Genomic DNA, 24,609 nt, shown 5'->3' with positions numbered 1-24,609 from the left:
GGGATCTGTTGGTTTCCCCACCATTGTTCAGGGGGCTGCTTTCCGGAAAAACGCGGTAGAGTCGCGGCCATCATGTCCGCCTTCATCCATGAATGGCTGAACCTCCTGGTGCGCTGGGTCCACGTGATCGCGGCGATCATGTGGATCGGAGATTCGTTTCTCTTCATGTGGCTCGACAGCCACCTCACCGCGCCGAGCCGCCCCCGCGAGGGCGCCGTGGTGGGCGAGCTGTGGATGACCCACAGCGGTGGCTTCTACGAAGTGGTGAAGCGCAAGTCGCTCGCCCAGGGCGAGATGCCGGACACGCTCTACTGGTTCAAGTGGGAGAGCTACACCACGTGGATCAGCGGCTTCCTGCTGCTCATCATCGTCTTCCACCTCAACGGCGCGTCGCTGCTGATCGACCCGGGCGTCTACCCGCTCACCAGCTGGCAGGCCATCGCCATCAGCCTGGGCCTGCTGCCAGTCGCGTACGGGGTGTACGAGCTGCTGTGGAAGACGCCGCTGGCGAAGAACAACCGGGTGTTCGCGGCGGTGGGGTTCGTGTTGATCACCGGGCTGGCGTATGTGCTGACCCACCTGTTCAGCGCCCGGGGCGCGTTCCTCCAGGTGGGCGCCACGCTCGGCACGATCATGGCGGCCAACGTGTTCTTCCGGATCATCCCCGCGCAGCGCTACATGCTCGCGATGACCCGCGAGGGCAAGCCGGTGGACACCACCCTGGGCCTGCGCGCCAAGGGCCGCTCCATCCAGAACCACTACCTGACGCTGCCCGTGCTGTTCACGATGATCTCCAACCACTTCCCGAGCACCTATGGTGGCTCGAAGCCGTGGCTGGTGCTGGGCCTGTTGTTCGTCGTGGGCGCGGGCCTGAAGTACGTGATGAACTTCCGCGTCAACACGCCGCCGCTGGTCTGGGCGGGCACGGGGCTGGCGATGGTGGGAGTGGTCTTTCTGACGCGGCCGCCGCCGGATCCGGCGCTCGAGCAGTTCGCGGGCAAGCCGCCGGTGAAGTTCGAGCAGGTGGCCTCCGTGATGCAGACGCGCTGCGCCACCTGCCACGCGGCACGGCCCTCGACCCCGATGTTCGCCGCGCCGCCGCAGGGTGTGGTGCTCGACACGCCGGACTCCATCCGCGCCCACGCCGATCGCGTCTTCGTGCGCGCGGTGGCCACCAAGACGATGCCGCTCGGCAACCTCACGGGCATGACGGAGGACGAGCGCGCGCTGGTGGGGGCGTGGTTCGCCCAGGGCGGTGAGGTGCCCTCGGACGCGAAGATGCCTGATTTCGTCGCGCCGCCCGTGGCCGCCGCTCCGGCCGAGGCCCCTACGGCGGGAGCCAATCAGGCGGACATTCCGGAGTCCGCGCGCAACTACTTCGCCTCGGTGTGCAGCACCTGCCATGGCCCCAATGGTGCGGGGGATGGCACGGTGGCGGCGGCGTTGGATCCGAAGCCGCGCAACTTCGGCGACAAGGCCTGGCAGCAGAGCACCACCGACGAGGCCATCAAGAAGATCATCGTCGAGGGCGGTGCGTCGGTGGGCAAGAGCCTGGTGATGCCGCCGAACCCGTCGCTCGCGGACGATGCCGAGACGCTCAACGGCCTCGTGAAGCTCATCCGCGCCTTTGGCGCTTGAGGCAGGGACTCCAGAGGGGAACAACAGATGCAGCCGTTCATCGTGCGCGGCCGTCGTGTGCTGACGCCGCAGGGGATCCGCCCCGCGGCGATCCACATCCAGGACGGGCGAATCACCAGGGTGGAGGCGGGTGACACCGTGCCTCCGGGCGCGAACGTGCTCGAGGCGGGCGATCTGCTCGTCACGCCGGGCGTCGTCGACAGCCATGTCCACATCAACGAGCCGGGCCGTACCGAGTGGGAGGGCTTCGAGACGGCGACCGCGGCCGCCGCGGCGGGGGGCATCACCACCGTGGTGGACATGCCGCTCAACTGCATCCCCGCCACCACCACGCGCGAGGCGGCCGAGGCGAAGCTCGCGGCGCTCGAGGGCAAGCTGCACGTGGACGTGGCGTTCTGGGGTGGGGTGATTCCCGGGAACGTGGATGCGCTCGAGGGGCTCGCGAAGTTCGGCGTGCCCGGCTGCAAGTGTTTCACCTGCCCGTCCGGCGTGGACGAGTTCCCACACGTCTCACGTGAGGACCTCGAGGTGGCGCTGCCTCGGCTCCGGGATCTCGGGCTGACGCTGCTCGTCCATGCGGAGGCGCCGGGTCCGCTCGACGCGGCGGAGCGGGCCATTTCCGGGAAGGATCCCCGGGACTACCGCACCTATCTCGGCTCCCGGCCGCGCGCGGCGGAGGACGAGGCCATCGCGATGATCATCGACCTGTGCCGCAAGCACCGGGCGCGTGCGCACATCGTGCACCTGTCGAGCGCGTCCGCGCTGCCGATGATCCGTGCCGCGCAGCAGGAGGGCGTGGAGATCACCGCCGAGACGTGCCTGCACTACCTGGCCTTCACCGCGGAGGAGATCGCCGCTGGGGCCACGAGCTTCAAGTGCGCGCCGCCCATCCGCGAGGCGGAGAACCGCGAGCTGCTCTGGCGCGGGCTCGAGGACGGGACGATCGGCATGGTGGTCTCGGACCACTCGCCGTGCACGCCCGCGTTGAAGAAGCCGGAGGCCGGCGACTTCCTCCAGGCGTGGGGCGGCATCAGCTCATTGCAGCTCGGGCTGTCGGTGCTCTGGACGCTGGCGAAGGAGCGCGGCCATTCCGTGGAGCAGATGTTCCGCTGGAACGTCGAGGGCCCGGCGCGGCTCGCGGGCGTGTCGGACCGGAAGGGGCGGCTCGCCCCCGGGTACGACGCGGACCTGGTGCTCTGGGACGACGCGGCCTCCTTCGTGGTCCAGCCCGAGGCCATCCGCCACCGTCACCACGTGACGCCCTACGCGGGCCGGCGGCTGTTCGGACAGGTGAAGAAAACCCTCGTCGGAGGCCGGATGGCGTATGACGCTGCGTCCAACCAGCCCCCGGCCACCGTTGGCCGCTTCCTGGCGGTTCGGAGGTAACCCGTGGCAACGCATCAGCCCGTCCCGGCGGAGTTCAAGGGACTCGTGGATCTCTCGGCCGACCTGCTCGGCACGTTCGTGCTCTACGCGACGGATGACTACTTCGCCGAAAAGGAGAACCTGCTCAAGCCGGGTCCTCCCGAGTGGCGCGAAGGCGCGTACACCGACAAGGGCAAGTGGATGGATGGTTGGGAGTCGCAGCGCAAGCGCGAGCCCGGCCATGACTTCGCCATCATCCGCCTGGGCGCGCCCGGCCGGGTGCGTGGGGCGCTCGTCGACACCACCCACTTCAAGGGCAACGCGCCCCAGCAGATCATGCTGGAGGGCCTGGAGGCGCCGCACACCGCCACCCCGGCGCAGCTGCTCGCGGACGAGCGGTGGGTACCGATCATCGAGCAGAGCACGGTGAAGCCGGACTTCCCGAACGTCTTCACGCTCGCGCAGCCGAGCCAGCGCGTGACGCACGTGCGGCTGCGCATCTACCCGGATGGCGGCGTGGCGCGGCTGCGCATCTACGGTGACGTGCTGGCCGAGGATCGCACCTTCTGGCGTCCGGGCAGCGTGGACCTGGGAGCGGTGGAGAACGGTGGCACCATCGCGGCCAAGAGCGACGAGTTCTTCGGCCCGCCGGCGAACATGCTGCTGCCCGGGCGCGGCGTGAACATGGGCGATGGCTGGGAGACGAAGCGGCGGCGCACGCCGGGCAGCGACTGGGCGGTGGTGAAGCTCGCGCGGCGCGGGGTGCTGGAGCGCATCGAGCTCGACACGCACTTCTTCAAGGGCAACGCGCCGCAGGCAACGCTCATCGAGGCCGTGGACGCGACGGGCATGGACGCGGAAGTCCTGCAGACGCTGCTCGGCTCCGCCTCGTCGAGTGGCTGGCGGGTGCTCGTGGACAAGACGGCGCTCGTCCAGCACCGGCGGCACCAGCTGGAGCCCATCCACGCCATGCCCATCACGCACGTGCGTGTGCACATCTTCCCGCACGGTGGAGTGAACCGGCTCCGGCTCTTCGGGTACGCGCTCGACACCGAGGCGGAGTCCACGGCGCTGAAGCGGTTGAACGCGCTCGACGAGAAGGAGGCGCGGGCGGTGTTCCAGGCGTGCTGCGGCTCCTCGGCGTGGGTGGACGGGATGATCGCCCGGCGGCAGTTCCCGAGCGTGCGTGCCCTGTTCGCGGCGGCGGACGAGGTGTGGTGGTCGCTCGGGGCGAAGGACTTCCTGGAGGCGTTCGCCGCGCACCCGCGCATCGGCCAGACGAAGAAGGCCGCGCCCCAGAGCGAGAAGTCCGCGGAGTGGAGCAGGGGAGAGCAGCGCTCGGTGGCGCAGGCGGACGCCGCGACGCTGGAGCGGCTCGCGAAGCTGAACGACGAGTACTACGAGAAGTTCGGCTTCACCTTCATCGTCTTCGCCACGGGGAAGAGCGCGCCGGAGATGCTGGAGCTGCTCGAGCAACGGGTGCGGCGCGGCAAGACGGACGAGGTGGAGACGGCCGCGGCGGAGCAGGCGAAGATCACCCGCGTGCGGTTGGAGAAGTGGCTGCGCGAGCAGATGGCGGGACGCTGAAGGAGAAGCACATGGGCATCAGCACGCACATCCTGGACACCTCCCGTGGGCGCCCCGCCGAGGGTGTCACGGTGAAGCTGTCCGTATGGCAGGACGGGAACTGGGCGGAGTTGGCACGTGGGGTGACGAACGCGGACGGGCGCGTGAAGCCGCTGCTGGAGACGATTTCCGCGGCGGGCGTGTACCGGCTCTCGTTCGAGGTCGCTCCGTACTTCGCCCGGCTCGGCATCGACAGCTTCTACCCGGCGGTGTCGGTGGAGTTCCGGGTGAACGTGCCGTCGGAGCACTACCACGTGCCGCTCCTGCTCAACCCCTTCGGCTACTCGACGTACCGGGGCTCATGAGCACGCCCCGGATCATCCGCGCGAGGCCGCTGACGCCGGAGGACTTCGCCCCGTATGGAGACGTCGTCTCCGCGGGGCTGAAGAGCGGCACGTCGGCGAACCAGGGCACGGCGGTGCGGTTCGACTGGTCGGCCCGGCTGGAGAGTGATCGCACGGGTGCGAAGCCGAACCTCGCGGTGTTCCGCTCGGTGCCGCAGCCGCTGCCCTTCACGGTGAAGCTGCTCGAGCACCACCCGCACTCGAGCCAGGCCTTCCTGCCCATGGTCTGCGGGCGCTTCCTGGTGTGTGTGGCGCCCACGGACGCCTCGGGGGGCCCGGACGTGGAGCGGCTCGCCGCGTTCGTGTGTGGCCCGGGGCAGGGGGTGAACTACCACCGGGGCGTGTGGCACCACCCCATCATCGCGCTGGACGCCCCGGCCGAGTTCGCGATGCTCGCCTGGGAGGACGGCGGCGCCGGAGACTGCGTGGTGCGGCAGTTCCCGGAGCCGCTGCGCGTCCTCGTCGAGTGCTGAGCCCTCGTGAGCCCTACTGGGCGCCGAAGTTCTGCGTCCAGTAGCTCGCGTAGGTGCTGCCGGAGCTCCGGTGGTAGTACCCCACGCCCAGGTGCTTGTAGCTGGCGCCCATGATGTTGTTGCAGTGCCCGGTGCTCTTCATCCAGCCATCCACCACCGCGCTCGGCGTGTTCTGCCCGGCGGCGATGTTCTCCGCCGCGGCACGCCAGGCGTAGCCCGCCGAGGTCATGCGCTGGAACGGCGTGGAGCCGTTGGAGCCCGTGTGGCTGAAGAAGTTGTTCGTGGCCATGTCCTTGGAGTGCTTGCGCGCGGCGCAGCGCAGCCGCGTGTCCAGGGTGAGCGCGGGCACCGCTGGCTTGGCCACGCCGCCGCACGTGGCTCCCGCCGCGCGCTTCTGGTTCACCAGCGTGAGCACCTGGTTCTCGAAGCCGGTCCAGTCCGTGTTCCAGGTAGTCACGTCATCGCACCAGGCCTGGGCCGAGACCGCGCCTTCCCCCGCGGGAGCTTCCATCTGCACGCTCTCGCCAACCACGCCCTCGGACGCCGTCTCGGCACACAGATCCGGACACTCCTCGGCGGGATCCTCACCTCCACTCCCACCACAGCCCGCCAGCAGCACCGCCCCCAACAGAACAGAGACTCCTCGGTTCATTCGCATCACGTCACCGTTCTTTCTTTTCAATGTGTTGTCCAGCGACAGACCCCGCCGCGCGTTCAGGCCGCCCGGTGAGGAGGCGGTCCTGTATTCCATGATTCATCATGAATCCATGTTTGGCTATTCTCGCGGGTTGAGAGAAGGATTGGAGATCCCGGGTCGCATACGGCAGGCTCATGTGCCGATGATCGCCAGTGAGCACACGCCGCCCCTCGAAGTGCCCCGGACCCGTCGAGCGGGAAGCGCGAGGCTCGCCTTCGAGCGCGTGGGGAACCGGACCGTGGTGCGCACGGCGCTGGCGCACAGCCCCCTGCGGTTGCTGACGCCGCGCAATCACGGACACGCCGCCTGGGTCTACACCAGCTCGCTCGGAGGCGGCCTGGTGGATGGGGATCATCTCACCGTGGACCTGGATGTCGCCGAGGGCGCCACCGCGCTGGTGTCCAGCCAGGGCTCCACGCGCGTCTACCGCTCGCCGCGTGGCTGCCGGAGCGAGCTGTCCGCCCGCGTGGCGCCGGGCGCGTTGCTCGCGTGGGTGCCGGATCCCACCATGTGCTTCACGGACGCCCGGTACACACAGAGCCAGGACATCCAGCTCGCTCCGGGTGCCTCGCTCATCCTGATGGAGCTGCTCACCGCCGGCCGCAGCGCCGCCGGCGAACGCTGGGCCTTCACGCACTACACGTCCTCGCTCCGGGTCCACCGCGAGGGCAGGGCGTTGCTCGATGAGCGCTGGCTGCTCGACCCGGCCCATGGCGTGCTGCCCGAGCGTCTCGGCCGCTTCGACGCGCTGGGCACCGTGCTCCTCGTGGGGCCCGCGCTGGACTCCGCCCGCGAGGCGCTCGCCGCGCATGTGGGCTCCCTGCCCGTGAAGCCCCGCTCCGGACTCGTCTGCTCCGTGAGCCCGCTCGGACCCGACGCCCTGGTGCTCCGCGCGGCGGCCACCTCCGCCGAGGCGCTGGTGCGCGCCAGCCGCGAGTGGCTGTCCTTCCTGCCCTCGCTGCTCGGGGACGATCCCTGGGTACGCCGGGGGTGAAACTCATTCTCGCTGGCCGAGAATGACGCATCGCGCTAGGGTGGCCGCTGGCCAGTCCAGGGTCAGTGCTGGGCGGCCCACCCGGAGGGGCGATGCACCTGTCACCGCGTGAGATCGACAAGCTGCTGCTGCACGGCGCGGGCTTCCTGGCCCAGAAGCGCCTGGCGCGGGGCCTGCGGCTCAACTACCCCGAGTCCGTGGCGCTCATCGCCACCCAACTCCTGGAGCTCATCCGTGACGGCCGGAGCGTGGCCGAGCTGATGGATCTGGGACGGAAGCTGCTGGGACGCGCGCAGGTGATGGAGGGCGTGCCAGAGATGGTGGCCGAGGTGCAGGTGGAGGGCACCTTCCCGGACGGCTCGAAGCTGGTGACGGTGCACCACCCCATCGAGGCCGAGCACGGCGACCTGTCACTGGCGCTCTACGGCAGTTTCCTCCCGGTGCCGCCGCTGGAGCGCTTCCAGCGGGGGCCCCAGCAGGAGGAGGTCCGGCCGGGTGAGGTGCTGGTGCAGCCGGGCGAGCTGGTGCTCAACGAGGGCCGGGACACCGTCACGCTGGAGATCACCAACCGGGGAGACCGTCCGGTGCAGGTGGGCAGCCACTACCCGTTCTTCGAGACGAACCGGGCGCTCGTGTTCGATCGAGCGAAGGCATACGGGAGGCGGTTGGACATCCCGGCGGGGACGGCGGTGCGCTTCGAGCCCGGGGAGAAGAAGACGGTGTCGCTGGTGGCCATCGCCGGGGCGAGGGTGGTGTGGGGCGGCAACGCGTTGGGCTCGGGGCCGGTGACGCCGGAGAACCAGGAGCGCGCCCTGGCCGAAGTGGCCGCGCGGGGCTTCGGACACGAGGAGGGCGCATGAGCCGGAAGATGGATCGCCGTCACTACGCGGACATGTTCGGTCCCACGACGGGGGACCGGGTGCGGCTGGGGGACACGGGGCTGGTGGCGCAGGTGGAGAAGGACTTCACCGTGTACGGGGACGAGTGCAAGTTCGGCGGCGGCAAGGTGCTGCGCGACGGCATGGGCCAGAAGTCCGGGGTGGGGGATGCCGAGGCGCTCGACTGCGTCATCACCAACGCGCTGATTGTCGACTGGTCGGGCATCTACAAGGCGGACATCGGCATCAAGGCGGGGCGGATCATCGGCATTGGCAAGGCGGGCAACCCGGACGTGATGGCGGGGGTGACGCCGGGCATGGTGGTGGGCGTCACCACCGAGGCCATCGCGGGCGAGGGGCTCATCGTCACGGCGGGCGGCATCGACTCGCACATCCACTTCATCTGCCCGCAGCAGGCGGACGAGGCGATCGCCAGTGGCATCACCACCTGGGTGGGCGGAGGCACGGGGCCGGCCACGGGGACGAATGCCACCACCTGTACGCCCGGCGCGTGGAACATCCGGCGCATGCTGCAGGCCACGGACAACATTCCGCTCAACATCGGCCTCACCGGCAAGGGCAATACCTCGCGCCCCGAGGGCCTGTTGGATCAGATCGCCGCGGGCGCCATCGGCCTGAAGCTTCACGAGGACTGGGGCACCACGCCGGCCACCATCGACAACTGCCTGTCGGTGGCCGAGGGCGAGGACGTGCAGATCACCATCCACACGGACACGTTGAACGAGTCCGGCTTCGTGGATGACTCGATCGCCGCGTTCAAGGGGCGGACCATCCACACGTACCACTCGGAGGGAGCGGGAGGCGGGCACGCGCCGGACATCATCCGGGTGTGCGGCCAGCCGAACGTGCTGCCGAGCTCGACGAACCCCACGCGTCCGTACACGGTGAACACGCTGGACGAGCACCTGGACATGCTCATGGTGTGTCACCACCTGGACCGGGAGATTCCCGAGGACGTGGCCTTCGCCGAGAGCCGCATCCGGGGAAGCACGATCGCGGCGGAGGACATCCTGCACGACCTGGGGGCCATCAGCATGATGTCCTCGGACAGCCAGGCGATGGGGCGGGTGGGGGAGGTCATCACCCGCACGTGGCAGACGGCGCACAAGATGCGGGAGCAGCGCGGGCGCCTGCGCGAGGAGACAGGGGACAACGACAACCTGCGCATCCGCCGCTACGTGGCCAAGTACACGATCAACCCGGCGATTGCTCACGGGCTGTCGCACGAGGTGGGCGCGGTGCAGGTGGGCATGCTGGCGGACCTGGTGCTGTGGCGGCCGGCCTTTTTCGGCATCCGGCCGGAGCTGGTGGTGAAGGGCGGTTTCATCGCCTGGGCGCAGATGGGAGACCCGGGGGCGTCGATTCCCACGCCGCAGCCCTTCTACATGCGGCCGCAGTTCGGAGCCCGGGGCCATGCGGTGGGCGCGACGAGCATCGCCTTCGTCTCGGGCCGCGCGCTGGCCGAGGGAACGGTGCGGGGACTGGGGTTGACCAAGCAGCTCTCCGGGGTGAAGCGGTGCCGGGGGATCGGCAAGCGGGACATGAAGCTCAACGACGCGCTGCCGGTGCTCACGGTGGACCCGGAGACGTACGAGGTGCGTGCGGATGGCGAGCTGCTGACCTGCGAGCCCGCCGTCCGGTTGCCGCTGGCGCAGCGCTACTCGCTGTTCTGAGGGACGGACATGGGCTCCGCGTGGAGGGTGCTGCAGCTGGCCGACTCGGGCTTCCCCACGGGAGGCTTCGCGCACTCGGGAGGCCTGGAGGCGGCGGTACAGCAGGGCGAGGTGCGCGAGCGCGAGGGCCTGGAGCGCTTCGTGCGCGAGCTGATGTGGCAGACGGGGCACGGGGCGCTGCCCCTGTTGGGCGCGGCCTGGCGCGAGCCCTCCACGTTGGGCGCGCTGGATGCCCGCGCGGACGCCTTCATCACCAACCATGTGGCCAACCGGGCGAGCCGCACGCAGGGGCGGGCCTTCCTGGACACGTGTGCGCGCATCTTCCCGGGACCGGTGGGGCCGTTGCGGCAGGCGGCGCGGGAGGCCGGAGTGCGCTACCACCACGCGCCCCTGTTCGGCGCGGTGCTGCGCGTGCTGGACGTCGAGCTGTCCGACGCGCGGCAGCTCCTGCTGTCCCTCACGCTGCGCGGGGCGCTGTCCGCGGCGGTGAGAATGGGGATCGTCGGTACGCACGAGTCCCACCAGATGCAGAACCGGTGCGCGCCCCTGCTGGACTCGGTGCTGGAGACGTGTGCCGGGCTGGGGGTGGAGTCACTGGCGCAGACGTCGCCCTTGATGGACCTGCTCGGCTCCACGCACGACAGGCTCTACTCACGGTTGTTCCTTTCCTGAGGTGAACCATGCACGACGACCACCGTGGCCACGGCCATGACGACGACCATGACCACACGCATGAGGAGTGGGACCACCCGGGCCACTTCCACGAGCGCGATAAGCCCGAGCGGCGCGACTACGCGGCGAGGGCCTTCACGATTGGCATTGGAGGGCCGGTGGGGAGCGGGAAGACGGCGCTGGTGCTGGCGCTGTGCCGGGAGCTGAGGGAGCGCTACCGGCTGGGCGTGGTGACCAACGACATCTTCACGCAGGAGGACGCGGAGTTCCTGGTGCGCAACAAGGCGCTCTCGCCCGAGCGCATCAAGGCGGTGGAGACGGGCGGCTGCCCGCACGCGGCGATTCGCGAGGACATCAGCCACAACCTGCTGGCGCTCGAGGAGCTGATGGAGGCGCTGAAGCCGGAGCTGCTGATTGTCGAGAGCGGGGGAGACAACCTGGCGGCCCAGTACAGCCGGGAGCTGGCGGACTACACGGTGTACGTCATCGACGTGGCGGGCGGGGACAAGGTGCCGCGCAAGGGCGGGCCGGGCATCACCCAGTCGGACCTGCTGATCATCAACAAGACGGACCTGGCGCCGCACGTGGGGGCGGACCTGTCGGTGATGGATCGCGACGCGCGGAAGATGCGGGGCGACGGGCCCTTCGTCTTCACGCAGGTGACGAAGGGCGTGGGGCTGCAGGAGGTGATCGATCACCTGATCGGAGCGTGGCGCAAGGCCACGGGCGCCACGCTCCGCACCTGATGTCTGACGGTACTACTGGGGAATAAAGGCCAGCACGCGCGCGGGGCTGCCACTGCCGCCCTGCACGGCCACCGGCTGCACGACGACGTAGGCCCCATCGGCCGGCAGGGCGGAGAGGTCCGCGAGGTTCTCGATGTGGTAGCCGCCACCCGACAGGAAGTGCCGGTGCTGCTCGAACGTCTTGCTCGGCCCCGGATCCGTCGAGAGCGTGTCGATGCCAATGCCGCGCACCTGACGAGTGTTCAGCAACTGGCTAGCGGCCATGGAGACTCCGGGGAAGTGCAGCACGCCGGAGGCGTCCGCATTGCCGTAGCGCGCCTCATCCGGCCAGCGCGAGGCCCAGCCGGTGCGGATGAGCACGATGTGCTGGGGCTTCAGCGGGCCGTGCTGCCGCTCCCAGGCCTCGATGTCCTCCACCGTCACCTCGTAGTCCGCGTTCTGCGCGGCCTTGTCCGAGACGTCCACCACGGCGGCCGGGCCCGCCAGTGACTCCACGGGGAGCTGGTCCACCGTCTTCGCACCGGCGGCGAAATGAGCCGGAGCGTCCACATGCGTCCCCGTGTGCTCGCCCACGGTGAAGTCGCGGATGTAGTAACCGTCCTTCTCGACGGTGCCCTTGAGCTTCGCGGACATCAGCGTGCCCCCGGGGTAGACGGGCATCCGCTCCGTGAGGGGATGGCTGATGTCGACGACGCGCGTACGCGCCATCGTATCGGCGAGGCTGGTCCGTCCAGCCTGGGTGGCACACCCACCGAGCAACAGCGTCAGCGGCAAAGCGAGTTTCTTCCAGGAGATGTCGTTCATGGCTGGAACATACCTGTCTGATGTCCGGGTTACTTGCCGGACTTACTGCGCCGTGCCGGGCTCTTCCTCGGCGCGGCCTTCTTCTTGTCGTCGTCCGTGACTCCGCTGGGCAGAAGGATCCTCGCCGGGCTCTTTTTCGGCGTGGCCTTCTTCTTGTCGCCGTCCGTGGCTCCGCTGGGCATGAGGATTCGCGCCGGACTCTTCTTCGACGCGGCCTTCTTCGCCTTGGAGGGAGCCTTCACCTGCTTCTTCGCTGCTTTCGTTCGAGTCGCCATGGTGGGACGGAGTGTAGCCCGTCCACCATGTGGACTCCGAGCCCCCTCACGTCCCGCTGGCTGACGTGCCGGCAACTGCCTAGGCTCCGCGCATGTCCACCACCCACTCGCATTCGGGCGGCTGCCACTGCGGCGCCGTTCGTTACCGCGTCGAACTCGATCTCTCCCAGCCCGTCATCCAGTGCAACTGCTCCATCTGCGCGCGCACCGGCACGCTGCTGGCGTTCGCGCCCGAGAGCAGCTTCACGCTCGAGAAGGGCGAGCAGAACCTGACCGACTACCAGTTCAACAAGCAGGTCATCCATCACCTGTTCTGCAAGACCTGCGGCATCCGCTCCTTCGCGCGGGGCACCAGTCCGAACGGCCCGATGGTGGCGATCAACACCCGCTGCCTCGATGAGGTGGATGTGACCAGGCTGAACATCCAGCACGTCGACGGGAAGAGCCGCTAAGCCAGCCGAAGTAAGTCCGTTCAGGGGTCTGCCCTCAGCTCGAAAGCAGGAGGGACCCCTCCGGGCACGGTCTCGCCAGACTTGTCCAACAGTTGGACAAGTTCGCGAAGAGCGCGCCCGGAAGGCGGACTCACTCACCCCTGAACGGACTTTGTTCCGATGGCTTGGATGTCTTCGCCCGCGCCGTGGAGGAGGCGAGACCCTATCGAGGTCTCTTCCCGCAGCCACGGACGGACGAGTAGCTGACGTCCCCGGCCGCCAGCCCGCGCGCCTCAGCCTTGGCCTCCGGCCTGTGCGCTCACTCGAGGCGCGTTCTTCCCCCCGGACGTGCGGTGCCGCCAGAAGAAGAAGACCGGGATGCCGGCGAGCAGGAGCAGCGCCCCCTTGAGCGCGTTGGCGGGGTTCGACGCAATGGAACCGATGACGACGTAGGCGGCCGCCGCGATGAAGAGCAGCGGGGTAATGGGGTAGCCGGGAACCCGATAGCGCGCTCGTGGCACGCTGCCCGCACGCTCGCGTGCGCGATAGACAAAGAGCGTGGCCGCCGTGGCGCCGAAGACGAGCCAGTCGGCGAAGACGACGGCGTCGAGCAGGTCGCCGTAGGTCCCGGACAGGGTGAGGACAATGGCCCATGCCGCCTGGAACACGATGGCGGACGTGGGGGTGCGGTAGCGGGGATGCAGCCGGGCGAGCTGCGGGAAGAAGAGTCCATCCGCCGCCATGGCCTGATAGACGCGCGGTGAGACGAGGATGACCAGGTTCAGGAACCCGAAGGTGGACACCGCGATGCCCGCCGTGATGAACGTCCGGCCTCCGGGCCCGAGCAGTTGTCCGAGCGCGTCGGCCGCTGGCGCGCTGCTCGCCGCGAGCCCCTCCGCACCGAGCGTGCGCAGGTAGGTGAGGTTGGCGAGGAGGTAGACCGTCACCACGGCGATGACGCCGAGGAGGAGGGCGCGTGGCAGGTTGCGCTCGGGGTCGATCATCTCCTCGGCCACGAAGTTGGTCTGCTGCCAGCCGCCGTAGCTGAAGAGAACGGGGACCAGTGCCGCGCCCACGGCCAGTCCGAGCGAGTCGGGCATGGCGGTGGAAGCGCCGACGGCTGTCTCCGGCGTCACTCGGGCCAGCAGAAGCCCGGCACCGCAGAGCACCGCGAGCGCCACCAGCTTCAGGAGCGTGAACACATTCTGGGTGAGCGCCCCGAGTCTCACTCCGACGTAGTTGATGCCCGAGAGCAGGACGATGGCACCCACCGCGAGCGGAAGCCGGGCCGTGTCCGGCAGCGAGAGCAGCGCGACCGTGTAGCTCGCGAAGGCCACCGCCACCGCCGCGACTGCTCCGGTGGCGATGATGAGCAGCAGGCCCCACGCGTTGAGGAAGGCCGGCAGTGGTCCGAAGGCGTCGCGAAGGTAGACGTAGCTGCCACCCGCCTTCGGGGCGCGCTGACCGAGCTCTCCGTAGACGAATGCTCCGATCAGCGCCACCACCCCGCCGAGCACCCAGACGCCCAGGGTGAGCTCGGGCGTGTGGACCCGCTGCGCGACGATGGAGGGGTTGAGGAAGATGCCCGAGCCGATGATGCCGCCGATGACGAGCATGACGCCCGAGAAGAGCCCGACCCGTCGCGAATATCCGGCCTGGTCTTCCACGGCGCCGCGCGGCCCTGCTTCGTGTTGTTCGTCCATGAGGGCCCTCGGGTCCGGACGTGAGCTTATCCGATGACCCCCGTGGAGTCCGGCGGGGACCGCGTTAGAGTTCCGCCCGCCGCATGTCCTCGCGCACCTCGTCCCACTCCGCTCCCGCGCCCTCCCTTTCCTCGCTGGCGGACCTACGTGTCCAGCTCGAGGGCTCCTGGGAGGTGCTCGAACAGGCCCGGGTCCACAAGAGTGCCCTGCTGAAGCGGCTCGGTTCCATCCGATGGAGACACCACCTCCAGCGTGACCCCGAGCTGCCGCGGCGGGTGAGGGAGCTGGAGGCCCCACTCGCGCAGGCCCTCGAGCGTGTCGAGCACCGGCTGCGCCAGGAGTCCTGGCCCAAGGACCATCCCCTGCACCGCCTCACCCGTCAGCTCCACGACCTGGACGCCCATCTGCACGAACGCGTGCGCCAGCGGCTGGCCCTCTGGGAGCCGGACGGGAAATGGTCCTTCATGGAGGGTCTCGTGCGATTGGAGGCCCGGGTGCGCGAGCCACTCCTCCAGGTTCCCGGTGAGGCCGAGCCCGTGCTCCTGACGGGGGGGGCTGAGTGGGGGTGGGGCAGCTCGCTCTCATTCCTCTTGAGCATGTTCTGGGTCGTTCCCGCGCGTGCTCTGGGCCTGGGGTTCCACGGGTACCTCGCTTCAGGCGCTCTCATCCTGGTGGGTTATCCCCTGGCCTTGAGGCTCCTGCGACGGCGGGCGCGCTTCTGGCTCACGCCGTGGAGGCTGGTGTGGCGCACGAGCCGTGGTCAGGTGAGACAGGTGCTCCTGGACTCAGGGGACGGGCGGAGAACCCGCCTGGTGGGGATGCAAAAGCTCCAGAGCCTGAGAGGGATTCTCGCGATGCGTGAGCTGCCACCGTTGCGCGGACAGACCCTGGGCTTTCCCACGTATGCCCTGGCCATGTTCCCGGCGGTACGCCGGAAGGGGAGCGGTAGCGGATTCATGCGGCGCAACCACTCCCCCGGAATGCTCGTGATGCGCCCCGGCCAGCTCGTCTTCCTCGAGGACAAGAACCTCTGGAATATCTTGCGCGAAGTGTTCCACAGGGGGTTCAACGAATTCCAGGGGTTGACCCTGAGCATGCTGCTGCAACAGCTCCAGCTGCTCCCCGAAGCGGAGTTCGACCGGTGCCTGGAGGAGATCGTCCGCGCCCGTGAAGGCTCGCGCTGGGCCTGGTCCAGCGTGACCCACGGCCTCACCGCCGACGACAAATACCAGGTCCTCCTGCCGGATGGCTCGGTGCTCACCGGGGCTCCCGACGCCACGCAGCACACGGCCATCAGCCGCGTCCTCCAGCTCAGCCGGACACGGTGGATGGGGCAGGGCAAGTCTGGCATCCTCGGGGGATGAATCCATTGGCCCGCCGGTATCGACTCACGCTCGTGTCGCTGGTCCTCGTGGGGACGGTGGGCTGCGATCAGGCCACCAAGCAACTGGCCATCTCGCAACTCCGCGATGAGCCCACCCGGAGCTTCCTGGGCGGGCTCCTGCGGCTCACCTTCGCCGAGAATCCCGGCGCCTTCCTGAGCCTCGGCGGCAACCTTCCTCAGTCCGTGCGATTCTGGCTGTTCAGCGCGGCGGTGGGCGTGCTCCTCCTCGGTACGCTGGCCTACCTCGTGATGAGTCGCCGGCTCGAGCCGCTCCAGTCTGTGGCGCTCGCCCTGATCGTTGGAGGTGGACTGAGCAACTGGTTCGACCGTCTGGTGAACGATGGACGTGTCGTGGACTTCCTGAACCTCGGCATCGGCTCCCTGCGCACGGGCATCTTCAACGTGGCGGACGTGGCCCTCATGCTCGGCGCTGGACTGCTGATCCTGGCTGGGCGGCGAGCGAACAACCCTGAAGAACGCCAGGGGGATGCTACGGGTTCTTCCCGTTAGAACCCGCCCTGACAGCGCCACCGCTCGGGCCTTCGGGCGTACCTGGGGCGGCGGCTTCTTCGTCATCCGAGGGCAGGCTGTTGCGGGCTCCCTCCACCAGGTTGCGCTGGGCTGCGATGTCCGGGTGGGCGTCCACGAAGGATTCGAGCTCCTCCAGGCTGGCGTTGGCCTCGGTGAAGCGGCCCATTTCGGCGAGCGCCGTGATTTCCTTCATCAATGCGATGCTGACATCCACGCGCGCATCGGTGTCGTCATGGTGTCTCCAGGACTCGATGAAGGAGCGGCAGACAAGACGCGCCTCCTCGAACAGGAAGTGTTCGCATCTCAGCGTGCAGTGATCGAGCTCCAGCTTCCGGATCCAGTAGGCCTGGCTCGGGCCGGGCTGCCTGGCCTGGGTCGTCCATGCGTCGTTCTCCGCGATCACTCTCGCCGCGGTGGCTCGGCCCGCCGGTCTCTCCCGTAGCTCCGCGATGAGACGGTTCGCCTGTACCTCCATCGTGAGGGTGTGGACACTGCCAGGGAACTCCCGCAGGAAGCGCTCGGTGACCTGGAGGGCCGCCTCTCGCTGCCGGAGCTCCCTGTGCGCCTTGGCGAGGCTCTCCAGCGCCTGCTCGCGCACGGAGGCGGATATCCGCTCCGGCAGCGTCATTCCCCTGATGCGCTCGGCGTCTCGCCGCAGTCCCCACCAGCTCCGGGCGTGCTTGTGCAGCACGAAGAGCTGGAACGCGGCGTTCCCTCGCTCCTCGGGAGTCAGCGACTCGTCACCCAGCATCGCGAGGAGCCGGGACCGGCGCTCCTCGCGCGCCGCCGCCGCCGCACGCCGGTACTCGCGCAGACGGGCTTCCAGCCGGACGAGGTCCTCGCGTGCATAGGTGAAGTCCGGCTCCGCCTTCACCGCCTCGCGCAGCAGTGCCACGCGCTCGGTCTCCGAGACGCTCGCGAGTGCACGGCCATAGAGCTCGTAGGCCTTCACCACCCGGGGCCCGGTGCGCCGCCGTCGAGGAGCCTTCGTGTCCCCAGTGCCGAGCAGCCGCACGACGAGGTCGTCCTGCAGTGCGAAGATCTGCTCGAGCTTTCCAGTCACCTTCGCCGTGTCCAGCACCACACCCGTCTCCACGGCGACGAGGCGAGCGTTGAGGCGGAGTTGATTCCCCGCACGCTGGAAGCTGCCCAGCAGTACCGTGCGGGCTCCCACCATGCGCCCCACTCGCGACGCCGTGGACTCCTCGGTGCCTCGCGCTTCCTGGAGGGCGAGCTCCGCGAGCGCGTGGCCAAGCTGCTCCCGCTCCACCACCTGGACCCTGCCGCTGGCGCGCAGGTCCGAGAGCAGCGTTTCGGCGATGCCCAGCCGCATCCACTCCAGCGTCGCGTCCTGGTTGAGGTTCTTGAAGGGCAGCACCGCGACGGGCCCCTTGGTGACAGGCTTCGCCGCCCATGTCTCCGCCGCGAGCAGTACCAGCAGGATCCCCGCCACCCGCCCCATGCCGCTCATGTGCGCATCCTGCGCTGGAGCATGGGCAACAGCGCCTTCACCCGCGCGGCGAGCGCGTCCTGGAGGGCCAGGGGCTCCGCGGCGGGCCCTTCCACTCGCGCCGTCTCCAACACCTCGCCCGTCTCGACGTGGACGAAGCGCGCGGTGGCCCGGAGCACGTCTCCCGCGCGCTGGTAGCTGCCGAGCACCACCACCTCCGCCCCGACGATGCGGCCGAGCTGCGCACGCGTGGCCGGGTCCACGTGGCTGCTCTGGGAGAAGGTCAGCTCCTGGAAGTCCAATTCGAGCAGCCCGCGCTCGATGAGTCGGAAGCCGGAATGTTGCCCGAAATCCGTCACCACCGACTCGGCGAGGCCATCCTGCAGCACGGCCAGCGCCTCTTCCCGGCCCAGGTTCTTGAAGGGCAGCACGCACACGCGCACCGGCGACCCGGCCTCCCTCGGCCCGGCGCTCGAGGGGACGGCGGCCGCGACAGGCGCTGGAGTCGCGGGGGGCTCGGCGCGGAGCAGGAGGGCCACCAGCCCCGGAAGGGCGAGGCCAATGGCGACGAGGAGCGCGTGGCGGAGCGACAGCAGGGCGCCGGACGTGCGGGCCCCGGGCTCCACGCTGGAGCGGGCTCGTGAGCGGAGTGGCTCCGTTCCGGTATCTTCGTGCCGCGACATGTCGCCTTTCCCGGGGCAGGTGGGGGTGCTCGGCACCGCCGCTGGGGTCCTGGCCACATTGCCCTCGGCGCTCCGAGCCTAATGCGACTGACCTGGTCTGGAGAAGACCGTGCCCGCGGCTCGGGGCGTGATGCGCTGATAGCGGGCATAGGCGTCCACCAGCGCGGTGCGAAGGCGGCCCGCCTCGCTGGGCCCATGCTTCGCGACCGTCGCCGCCAGCGCCTCGAGGAGGTAGGCCTCCGGTGCCATCATGGTCCGGGTGAGCACGACCGGCCGGGCCCCGAGGGACCGAAGCACTGGCCCGAAGTACTGCTCGCTCATGCAGGCCAGCACCGCGACGGGCTTCGGCGTGGCACCCGAGAGGGCCTGGAGCTCAGGTGGAGCCCGGTCCATGAGCCGGTCGTGCCCGGCCCAGACCAGGAGGTCCGCCGGGCTCCCGCCAGCGGCCGCGCGCAGGAAGTCTTCCAGGGCGTCATCGATCCGATCTCCAGCGTACGCCCGGAGCGAAAGCCGGACGAGCCGCTCTCCCTTCGCGGCCGCCCGCTCGATGACGAGCTCGCGCAGTACCCCGGAGGAAGGGGGGCCCTCGCGCCGGCTTCGAACCCGGAAGCCTGGAGCGCGGGACAGGAACCGCTCCGCACCAAAGGCGGCTCCCCAATAGAGATTCGCCTCCAGGGAGCGCGGGTCCCCGGCTCCTCCCCGGCCACAGTTGAGCTGCGCACCGTCACACAGCGGAACGAAGACCTCGATCTCGATCGGCGCGGCGGGAGTGGCCCCGAGCAGGGCGATCAATCCAAGGGTGAGCACCATGGGCATCCTCCGGGAGACAGCCCTCTTGAACAACCGTGGGGACTCACGAGTTCCATGAGCGGGCTGGGGTGGCTCCGTTCCGGTATCTTCTTGCCGCGACATGGGTCTCGAAATCGGAGTGAGGTTCTCCAGGTGGACGACGTGAGCGCGGATTCGCGGCGGTCTCTCTTCCCGGGGCAGGTGTGGGTGCTCGGCACCGCCGCTGGGATCCTGGCCGCATTGCCCTCGGCGCTCCGAGCCTATGCGGCGGAGCCTCGGGACTTCGCCTTCAAGCTGGCCCTGCACCTGTTCCCCTATAGCGTGTGGGCCCTGCTCGTCCCGCTCGTCCTGGTGCTCTTCGGGCGCGCGCCCCTGGCGGGCCCCCGTGCGCGCTACCACCTGACGTTGCTGCTCGGAGCCGGTGTGCCGCTCTCGCTGGGGCACGTGCTGCTCACCGCGCTGCCCACCGGGTGGCTCCTGCGCTGGCATGGGCTCGAGGGGTGGAGTGCCGGTCTCCGCCAACTCCTGGTGGACCGGGGCGCGGCCAGCTTCATCGAGTACCTGGCCCTGCTGGCCATCCACCACCTGGTGGCCTCCGCCCGCCGGCTGCGGGAGCGGGAGCTGGCCGAGGCGCGGCTGGCCACGCGGCTCGCCGAGTCCCGGCTCCAGACATTGCGGATGCAGCTCGACCCGCACTTCGTCTTCAATGGCCTCAACGCCGTCACGGGTCTGATGCGCATGGGGAGGGGAGACGAGGCCGTCCACGCGCTGGTGGAGCTGGGGCAGCTGTTGCGCATGAGCCTGGAGGGCCGGGAGGAGCTCGAGGTGACCTTGGAACACGAGGTGGAGTTCGTGAGGCGCTATCTGGGGATCGAGCGGCTCCGCTTCGGTGAGCGGCTCCAGGTGGAAATGGACGTCGAACCGGAGGCGATGAACGCGCTCGTTCCGGCGCTGGTGTTGCAGCCGCTGGTGGAGAATGCGCTCCGGCATGGCGTGGCCCGCGGCGCGGCGGGGGGGTGCATCCGCGTCCGGGCCACGCGCGAGGAAGACCGGCTGCTGTTGGAAGTCCGCGACAACGGTCCGGGGTTGGGCAGGGGAGGTGAGCCGGGCACGGGCATCGGGCTGGCGAACACCCGGGCGCGGCTCCGGCAGCTCTACGGTGAGGAGTCCTCCCTCACCCTGACGGACATGGAAGGGGGAGGCGTATGCGCGCGGGTGGTGCTGCCCTACGAGCCAGACTCCGGTGGAGCGCGGGAGGTGCCCCATGCGTGAGGCCAACGCGCCCGTGAGCCCGCTCCGGGTGCTCGTGGTGGACGATGAGCCGCTCGCGCGTGCCAACCTGCGCGGCCTGTTGGGCAAGGTTCCGGACGTGGCACAGGTGCGGGAGTGCGCGGGCGGCCGGGAGGCCATCGACGCCATCCTCGCCGAGCCGCCGGACCTCGTGTTCCTGGACGTGCAGATGCCCGAGGTGGACGGGTTCGCCGTCATCCGCGAGGTGGGCCCGGAGCGGATGCCCGCGGTCATCTTCGTGACGGCACATGACCGGTACGCGGTGCGGGCCTTCGAGGTGAACGCACTCGACTACCTGCTCAAACCCTTTCATGACGCGCGCTTCCGGCAGGCGTTGGATCGGGCCCGGCAGGCGCTCGGCAGTGGGCGGGACCGGGAGCTCATCCAACGGTTGTCGGCGCTGCTCGCGGGGCACCTGACGGCGGTGCCAGCGCCTCCTCCGGCCGCGCTCCCGTCCACGGGCTACCTGGAACGCCTCGTGGTGAAGACGGACGAGCGCGTGGAGTTCGTGCCGGTGGATCAGATCGACTGGTGCGAGGCGGAGGGCAACTACGTGGTGCTGCACGTGGGCCGGCGCAGCCCGATGATTCGCGAGACGCTCTCCCAGGTCGAGCAGTGGTTGGATCCGCGCCGCTTCCTGCGCATCCACCGCTCCACGCTGGTGAACGTCGATCGTATCCGCCACCTCGAGCCCGGCATCGAGCGGGGCCATGTGGTCGTCCTCGCGGATGGGACCCGTTTGAGGCTCAGCCCGGGGCGCAAGGCTCACGTCGAGGCCCTGCTGAATCAGACCTTCTGACGCGGACTCCCCGCCTCGGAAGCACCGGGGCGGGGAGCCGTGACCGCGCTACACGTGAGAGGGACTACCGGCAGCCGATGAACTCGAGGCCGCCCAGGGAGATGACCTCGATGCCGGTGCGGGAGTCGTTGTCATCCGAGACGTTCAGGCGGTACTTGCTGTAGGAGCCGGGCGAGGCGACCGTGTACTCACGCCGCTCGAAGCCATTCCAGTTGAGCTCGTTGGAGCGCGTGTCGACGGCGACCCAGGCGCTGCCGTTGAAGGCCTCGAGCGTCCAGTTCTTGGGAGCGCGCGTGGTGATGGAGCCGTTGGAGTACTGGAGGGCGTAGCGGTTGATGGTCCTGGGCCCATCGGTCCACTCGTAGCCAATCGTTGCCGGAGTCTGGCCCACCTGGGAGATGAACATGGAGGTGACGCTGGCATCGAACGCCAGCCAGGCCTCGTAGGACGAGCCGTAGGCGCCGGAGCGGGTGACGATGCCGCCAGGCGTGGTTGGGCCGCTCATGACAGGCACCTGGTTGGTGTTCTCGCAGGCGCAGCCGATGAGTTCGAAGCCGCCCAGGGAGATGACCTCGATGCCGGTGCGGGCGTCGTTGTCATCCGAGACGTTCAGGCGGTACTTGCTGTAGGAGCCGGGCGAGGCGACCGTGTACTCACGCCGCTCGAAGCCATTCCAGTTGATCTCGTTGGAGCGCGTGTCGACGGCGACCCAGGCGCTGCCGTTGAAGGCCTCGAGCGTCCAGTTCTTGGGCGCGCGCGTGGTGATGGAGCCGTTGGAGTACTGGAGGGCGTAGCGGGTGATGGTCTTGGACGAGGGGAACTCGTAACCAATCGTTGCCGGAGTCTGGCCCACCTGGGAAATGAACATGGAGGTGACGCTGGCATCGAACGCCAGCCAGGCCTCGTAGGACGAGCCGTAGGCGCCGGAGCGGGTGACGATGCCGCTGGGCGTGGCCGGGCCGGTCATGACGGGCACCAGGTTGGTGTCGCAGGCGAGCTCCTGGGTGCTCTGGGCGAGCCCCTCGCTCGGGGATGCCTCGGCGGTGGGCTCACCTCCCTGGCATCCCGGCGTGGACGCGAGGATCAGGGCACTCATCAGGAAGATGTTTCGGACGGACGTCAGGGTTTTCATGAAGCCTCCATGGAGTTCACGTGCGAAGTGCACGGAACCTGTCCCGGAGCCCGTGGGCTCTCGGGTGGCTTCATTCGTAGCGGTAGATGACAAAGCACAGCGGAGACATGTGACGAAACCGCCGTGGCGAGGGACGAAACCGCCGCCGGGAGGGACGGCGCTTCGTGTTTCTCAATCCTTGTCCGCCGGGGCCTTCGGCGCGACCGGCCGGATGCTGAACGGCACATCGACGAAGGAGTCGATGGTGTTCAGAGCCCGGGACATGAGCGTTGGCCGCTCTCCTCGAGCCAGGGCCAGCCGCATCTGGGCCTGATGCCAGGCCGTGACGGAGCGGAGCTCGGGCGGGGTGAGGTTGATTCCCCGGCGCATCGAGCTCTTCAGGAGCTTCCACGCGAGCTGCCGTCTTGATCCCCAAGGCAGCCTGTACGCCTCGCGCCAGCGCTCCGGCATGAGTCCAGCGGTGAGCACCTCATCGACCTGTCCCCGCGTGAACGGCGAATTGAAGAGCAGGCCCGACAGCTCGAGCGCCGTGTCTCCCACGCGCAGCTGCTCCCCCGCCAGCTCTCCGTCATACCACGCGTAGAAGTCCTCGAGCGTGGGTGGCATCTGCTCCGGCAGGATCCCGAAGTACGCCGCGGCACGCAGCGTCTCCTGATAGAAGCGGCGCTTCTCGTCGATGCTGAGCGGCCGCACGAAGGTGTCGAAGATCAGCATGGCGGTATCGATGAGGGTGGCGTGCACCCAACGCAGCAACGAAGGATCGTTCGCGCGATAGGGTCCGGCGCCATCCGCGATTGAGCCGTAGACGCGGCTGTGCAGGCTGTGGATCCGCTTCGCGGCGCCCGTCGCCTCGCGGAGGCCACCAAACTTGAGCTGGTACATCGCCGTATAGGTGCGTCGCGCACGGCCGAGCAGGTCATTGCGGAAGTTGCTGTTCTGCGAGACGCCGGAGGCCACTGCCGGATGGGCGATCTGCAGCAGGATGGCGCGCAGTCCACCGAGGAGGATCACCGGCTCGCGATAGATCATCCAGGTCATGCTGTCGGGGCCGTAGACACCCTCGGTCTCGCCTGCCGCGTGTTCCCGCATGTAGTCGAGGCACTTGCGGAAACGCTCGCGGTCCTGACTGACGTCCTGCTCCATTTCCGGCGGTGGTGGCCACCGCCTCGGGTTCCCCTGCGAATTCACGATACGACCTCCATCACGATTGTCGCCCTCCTCTGTCACATGGGTGGGCCGGCCCACAAGCCATGCTGAGCAACCAGGTGAAGGAGCGGGAAGGGGAGCGCGCGATTCTGAAGCACCTGGGCCTGCCCACGGCAGGTGCGAGGCGGCGAAAGAAGATGCATGCTGCGCATGTGCAGGCACGACTCCGTGAGACCCTTCAAGCGTGGATGCCTCCCGCTGGCAGTGCGGAGGAGGCGTATGCGGCCAGCTTCCAGCGCATGGCCGGGTTGCTGCTCAACACAGCCACCTGCTACGCCGGCGGACGGCCCCACCGCTTCACCGAGCTCGAGTTCTACTTCACCAGCCCAGGCCATCCAGACCCCTTCACCCATGGCGACCCGATGCAGTGCGAGCGGGGACGCTGGTACTTCCACCGCACGGGCAACCAGTACCGCGGAGGCAGCTACAAGGGACTGGACATCACCATCGGTGAACCGGGGGCTCCTGGGGGGATCCTCATTCGCGGCCTGGAGCAACTGGGAGAGGACCACAGGCTGCTCGATGGTCCCTCCCTGTGCGTCGACCACATCCTCGCGCTCACCGGCCATGCCTCCATCGCGTCACTGGTCTCGACGTTCAGCCGTGGCGTGGACCTGGAGCCATCGGGCACTTCGCCCCTCTACGTGTTGCTCGACGCCGCACCCGCCTCCGTGCGGAGGGTCTACGCCTCGGCGAGGGTAGGGCTCACCCTCAAGCGCGGCACCTCCGAGGAGCGGGTCCGTTTCCTCTCTCGTCCCTACCGCTTCCTCACGGAGCCGGTACGCATCAAGAAGGGTCGGCTGCACGTCGCCGTTGCGCTCCACGCCCAGGGGCACCCGGTGGAAGAGGTGGCACGATTGACGGGCTCTACTGTGTCGCAGGTGCGCCGGTACATCGCCCAATATGAAGCGGGCAGGGGCCGCGCTCCCGCGGAGTTTGCCCGGGACCTGTCAACGGACGAGACCTGTCAGTTACTCGGCGCCTGCGCGCGTTGAAGTTCGTGGA

25 protein-coding genes are annotated in these 24,609 nt (G+C 68.9%); 16 read left to right on the top strand and 9 right to left on the bottom strand.

What is annotated here, in order from left to right; genetic code table 11:
• Positions 1-72: 72 nt before the first annotated feature.
• From BO221_RS27365 to BO221_RS27345, 5 genes are read left to right on the top strand one after another with little or no spacing between them, the layout of a single operon-like run.
• The gene (locus BO221_RS27365; RefSeq protein WP_073563469.1) at positions 73-1,638 is read left to right on the top strand and encodes a urate hydroxylase PuuD; all 1,566 of its coding nucleotides are present in this window, start codon (positions 73-75) and stop codon (positions 1,636-1,638) included.
• A gap of 27 nt (positions 1,639-1,665) precedes the next feature.
• Positions 1,666-3,024: an allantoinase AllB gene (allB, locus tag BO221_RS27360; protein ID WP_073563468.1), complete on the top strand. Its 1,359-nt coding sequence runs from the start codon at positions 1,666-1,668 to the stop codon at positions 3,022-3,024.
• Between the two features lie 3 nt (positions 3,025-3,027).
• On the top strand, positions 3,028-4,590 hold the full coding sequence (gene alc, locus BO221_RS27355; protein WP_073563467.1) for an allantoicase: 1,563 nt from the start codon (positions 3,028-3,030) through the stop codon (positions 4,588-4,590).
• 11 nt (positions 4,591-4,601) lie between these two features.
• Entirely contained in the window at positions 4,602-4,934 is a 333-nt protein-coding gene (uraH, locus tag BO221_RS27350; protein WP_073563466.1) for a hydroxyisourate hydrolase, read from the top strand.
• Entirely contained in the window at positions 4,931-5,446 is a 516-nt protein-coding gene (locus BO221_RS27345) for an ureidoglycolate lyase (RefSeq protein ID WP_073563465.1), read from the top strand. Before uraH ends, BO221_RS27345 begins: the two co-directional genes overlap by 4 nt.
• Before the next feature lie 13 nt (positions 5,447-5,459).
• On the opposite strand, the gene BO221_RS27340 is transcribed toward BO221_RS27345, so the two are convergent.
• Positions 5,460-6,098, bottom strand: a complete 639-nt coding sequence (locus BO221_RS27340) for a CAP domain-containing protein (RefSeq protein WP_233166285.1) — start codon at positions 6,096-6,098, stop codon at positions 5,460-5,462.
• 187 nt (positions 6,099-6,285) lie between these two features.
• On the opposite strand from BO221_RS27340, the gene BO221_RS27335 reads away from it, so the two are divergent.
• The 5 genes from BO221_RS27335 (at position 6,286) to ureG (ending at position 11,127) form a co-directional block, all read left to right on the top strand.
• A complete protein-coding gene (locus BO221_RS27335) occupies positions 6,286-7,137 on the top strand; it encodes an urease accessory protein UreD (protein ID WP_083681415.1) in 852 nt (283 codons plus the stop codon).
• Between the two features lie 92 nt (positions 7,138-7,229).
• Positions 7,230-7,997: an urease subunit gamma gene (gene ureA, locus BO221_RS27330; RefSeq protein WP_073563464.1), complete on the top strand. Its 768-nt coding sequence runs from the start codon at positions 7,230-7,232 to the stop codon at positions 7,995-7,997.
• Positions 7,994-9,709, top strand: a complete 1,716-nt coding sequence (gene ureC / locus BO221_RS27325; RefSeq protein WP_073563463.1) for an urease subunit alpha — start codon at positions 7,994-7,996, stop codon at positions 9,707-9,709. The genes ureA and ureC overlap by 4 nt, the downstream gene beginning before the upstream one ends.
• 9 nt (positions 9,710-9,718) lie before the next feature.
• On the top strand, positions 9,719-10,381 hold the full coding sequence (locus BO221_RS27320) for an urease accessory protein UreF (protein ID WP_073563462.1): 663 nt from the start codon (positions 9,719-9,721) through the stop codon (positions 10,379-10,381).
• 8 nt (positions 10,382-10,389) lie between these two features.
• Positions 10,390-11,127, top strand: coding sequence for an urease accessory protein UreG (gene ureG, locus BO221_RS27315; protein WP_073563461.1), 738 nt, complete (start codon positions 10,390-10,392; stop codon positions 11,125-11,127).
• A gap of 12 nt (positions 11,128-11,139) precedes the next feature.
• Here ureG and BO221_RS27310 read toward each other — a convergent pair whose 3' ends face one another.
• Together BO221_RS27310 and BO221_RS27305 are read right to left on the bottom strand one after the other, a co-directional pair.
• On the bottom strand, positions 11,140-11,931 hold the full coding sequence (locus BO221_RS27310) for a cyclase family protein (protein WP_073563460.1): 792 nt from the start codon (positions 11,929-11,931) through the stop codon (positions 11,140-11,142).
• Between the two features lie 29 nt (positions 11,932-11,960).
• Complete coding sequence (locus BO221_RS27305; protein WP_143195713.1) at positions 11,961-12,206, bottom strand: hypothetical protein; 246 nt, start codon at positions 12,204-12,206, stop codon at positions 11,961-11,963.
• Between the two features lie 92 nt (positions 12,207-12,298).
• Between BO221_RS27305 and BO221_RS27300 the strand changes: the two genes are divergently transcribed.
• On the top strand, positions 12,299-12,658 hold the full coding sequence (locus BO221_RS27300; protein WP_073563458.1) for a GFA family protein: 360 nt from the start codon (positions 12,299-12,301) through the stop codon (positions 12,656-12,658).
• Between the two features lie 272 nt (positions 12,659-12,930).
• Here the strand turns inward: BO221_RS27300 and BO221_RS27295 are convergent, their stop codons facing one another.
• Entirely contained in the window at positions 12,931-14,340 is a 1,410-nt protein-coding gene (locus BO221_RS27295; protein WP_073563457.1) for an APC family permease, read from the bottom strand.
• Between the two features lie 83 nt (positions 14,341-14,423).
• Between BO221_RS27295 and BO221_RS27290 the strand changes: the two genes are divergently transcribed.
• A complete protein-coding gene (locus tag BO221_RS27290; RefSeq protein WP_073563456.1) occupies positions 14,424-15,704 on the top strand; it encodes a hypothetical protein in 1,281 nt (426 codons plus the stop codon).
• The gene (gene lspA, locus BO221_RS27285) at positions 15,701-16,234 is read left to right on the top strand and encodes a signal peptidase II (protein WP_073563455.1); all 534 of its coding nucleotides are present in this window, start codon (positions 15,701-15,703) and stop codon (positions 16,232-16,234) included. Before BO221_RS27290 ends, lspA begins: the two co-directional genes overlap by 4 nt.
• On the opposite strand, the gene BO221_RS27280 is transcribed toward lspA, so the two are convergent.
• From BO221_RS27280 to BO221_RS27270, 3 genes are all read right to left on the bottom strand, one after another.
• On the bottom strand, positions 16,215-17,726 hold the full coding sequence (locus tag BO221_RS27280) for a CsgG/HfaB family protein (RefSeq protein ID WP_073563454.1): 1,512 nt from the start codon (positions 17,724-17,726) through the stop codon (positions 16,215-16,217). The genes lspA and BO221_RS27280 overlap by 20 nt on opposite strands.
• A complete protein-coding gene (locus BO221_RS27275; protein ID WP_073563453.1) occupies positions 17,723-18,388 on the bottom strand; it encodes a CsgG/HfaB family protein in 666 nt (221 codons plus the stop codon). The genes BO221_RS27280 and BO221_RS27275 overlap by 4 nt, the downstream gene beginning before the upstream one ends.
• 78 nt (positions 18,389-18,466) lie before the next feature.
• Complete coding sequence (locus tag BO221_RS27270; RefSeq protein ID WP_233166284.1) at positions 18,467-19,198, bottom strand: hypothetical protein; 732 nt, start codon at positions 19,196-19,198, stop codon at positions 18,467-18,469.
• Positions 19,199-19,339: 141 nt separating this feature from the next.
• On the opposite strand from BO221_RS27270, the gene BO221_RS27265 reads away from it, so the two are divergent.
• The gene (locus BO221_RS27265) at positions 19,340-20,449 is read left to right on the top strand and encodes a sensor histidine kinase (RefSeq protein ID WP_158079917.1); all 1,110 of its coding nucleotides are present in this window, start codon (positions 19,340-19,342) and stop codon (positions 20,447-20,449) included.
• On the top strand, positions 20,442-21,266 hold the full coding sequence (locus BO221_RS27260) for a LytTR family DNA-binding domain-containing protein (protein WP_073563451.1): 825 nt from the start codon (positions 20,442-20,444) through the stop codon (positions 21,264-21,266). The genes BO221_RS27265 and BO221_RS27260 overlap by 8 nt, the downstream gene beginning before the upstream one ends.
• Positions 21,267-21,330: 64 nt before the next feature.
• Here BO221_RS27260 and BO221_RS27255 read toward each other — a convergent pair whose 3' ends face one another.
• On the bottom strand, positions 21,331-22,398 hold the full coding sequence (locus tag BO221_RS27255) for a hypothetical protein (RefSeq protein ID WP_073563450.1): 1,068 nt from the start codon (positions 22,396-22,398) through the stop codon (positions 21,331-21,333).
• Positions 22,399-22,569: 171 nt separating this feature from the next.
• Positions 22,570-23,586, bottom strand: a complete 1,017-nt coding sequence (locus BO221_RS27250) for an oxygenase MpaB family protein (protein ID WP_143195711.1) — start codon at positions 23,584-23,586, stop codon at positions 22,570-22,572.
• 170 nt (positions 23,587-23,756) lie between these two features.
• On the opposite strand from BO221_RS27250, the gene BO221_RS27245 reads away from it, so the two are divergent.
• On the top strand, positions 23,757-24,599 hold the full coding sequence (locus tag BO221_RS27245; protein ID WP_143195710.1) for a hypothetical protein: 843 nt from the start codon (positions 23,757-23,759) through the stop codon (positions 24,597-24,599).
• Positions 24,600-24,609 lie beyond the last annotated feature (10 nt).

The organism is Archangium sp. Cb G35, from assembly GCF_001896145.1.
GTDB lineage: Bacteria > Myxococcota > Myxococcia > Myxococcales > Myxococcaceae > Archangium > Archangium violaceum.
This window is presented reverse-complemented; position numbering and strand designations above follow the sequence as displayed.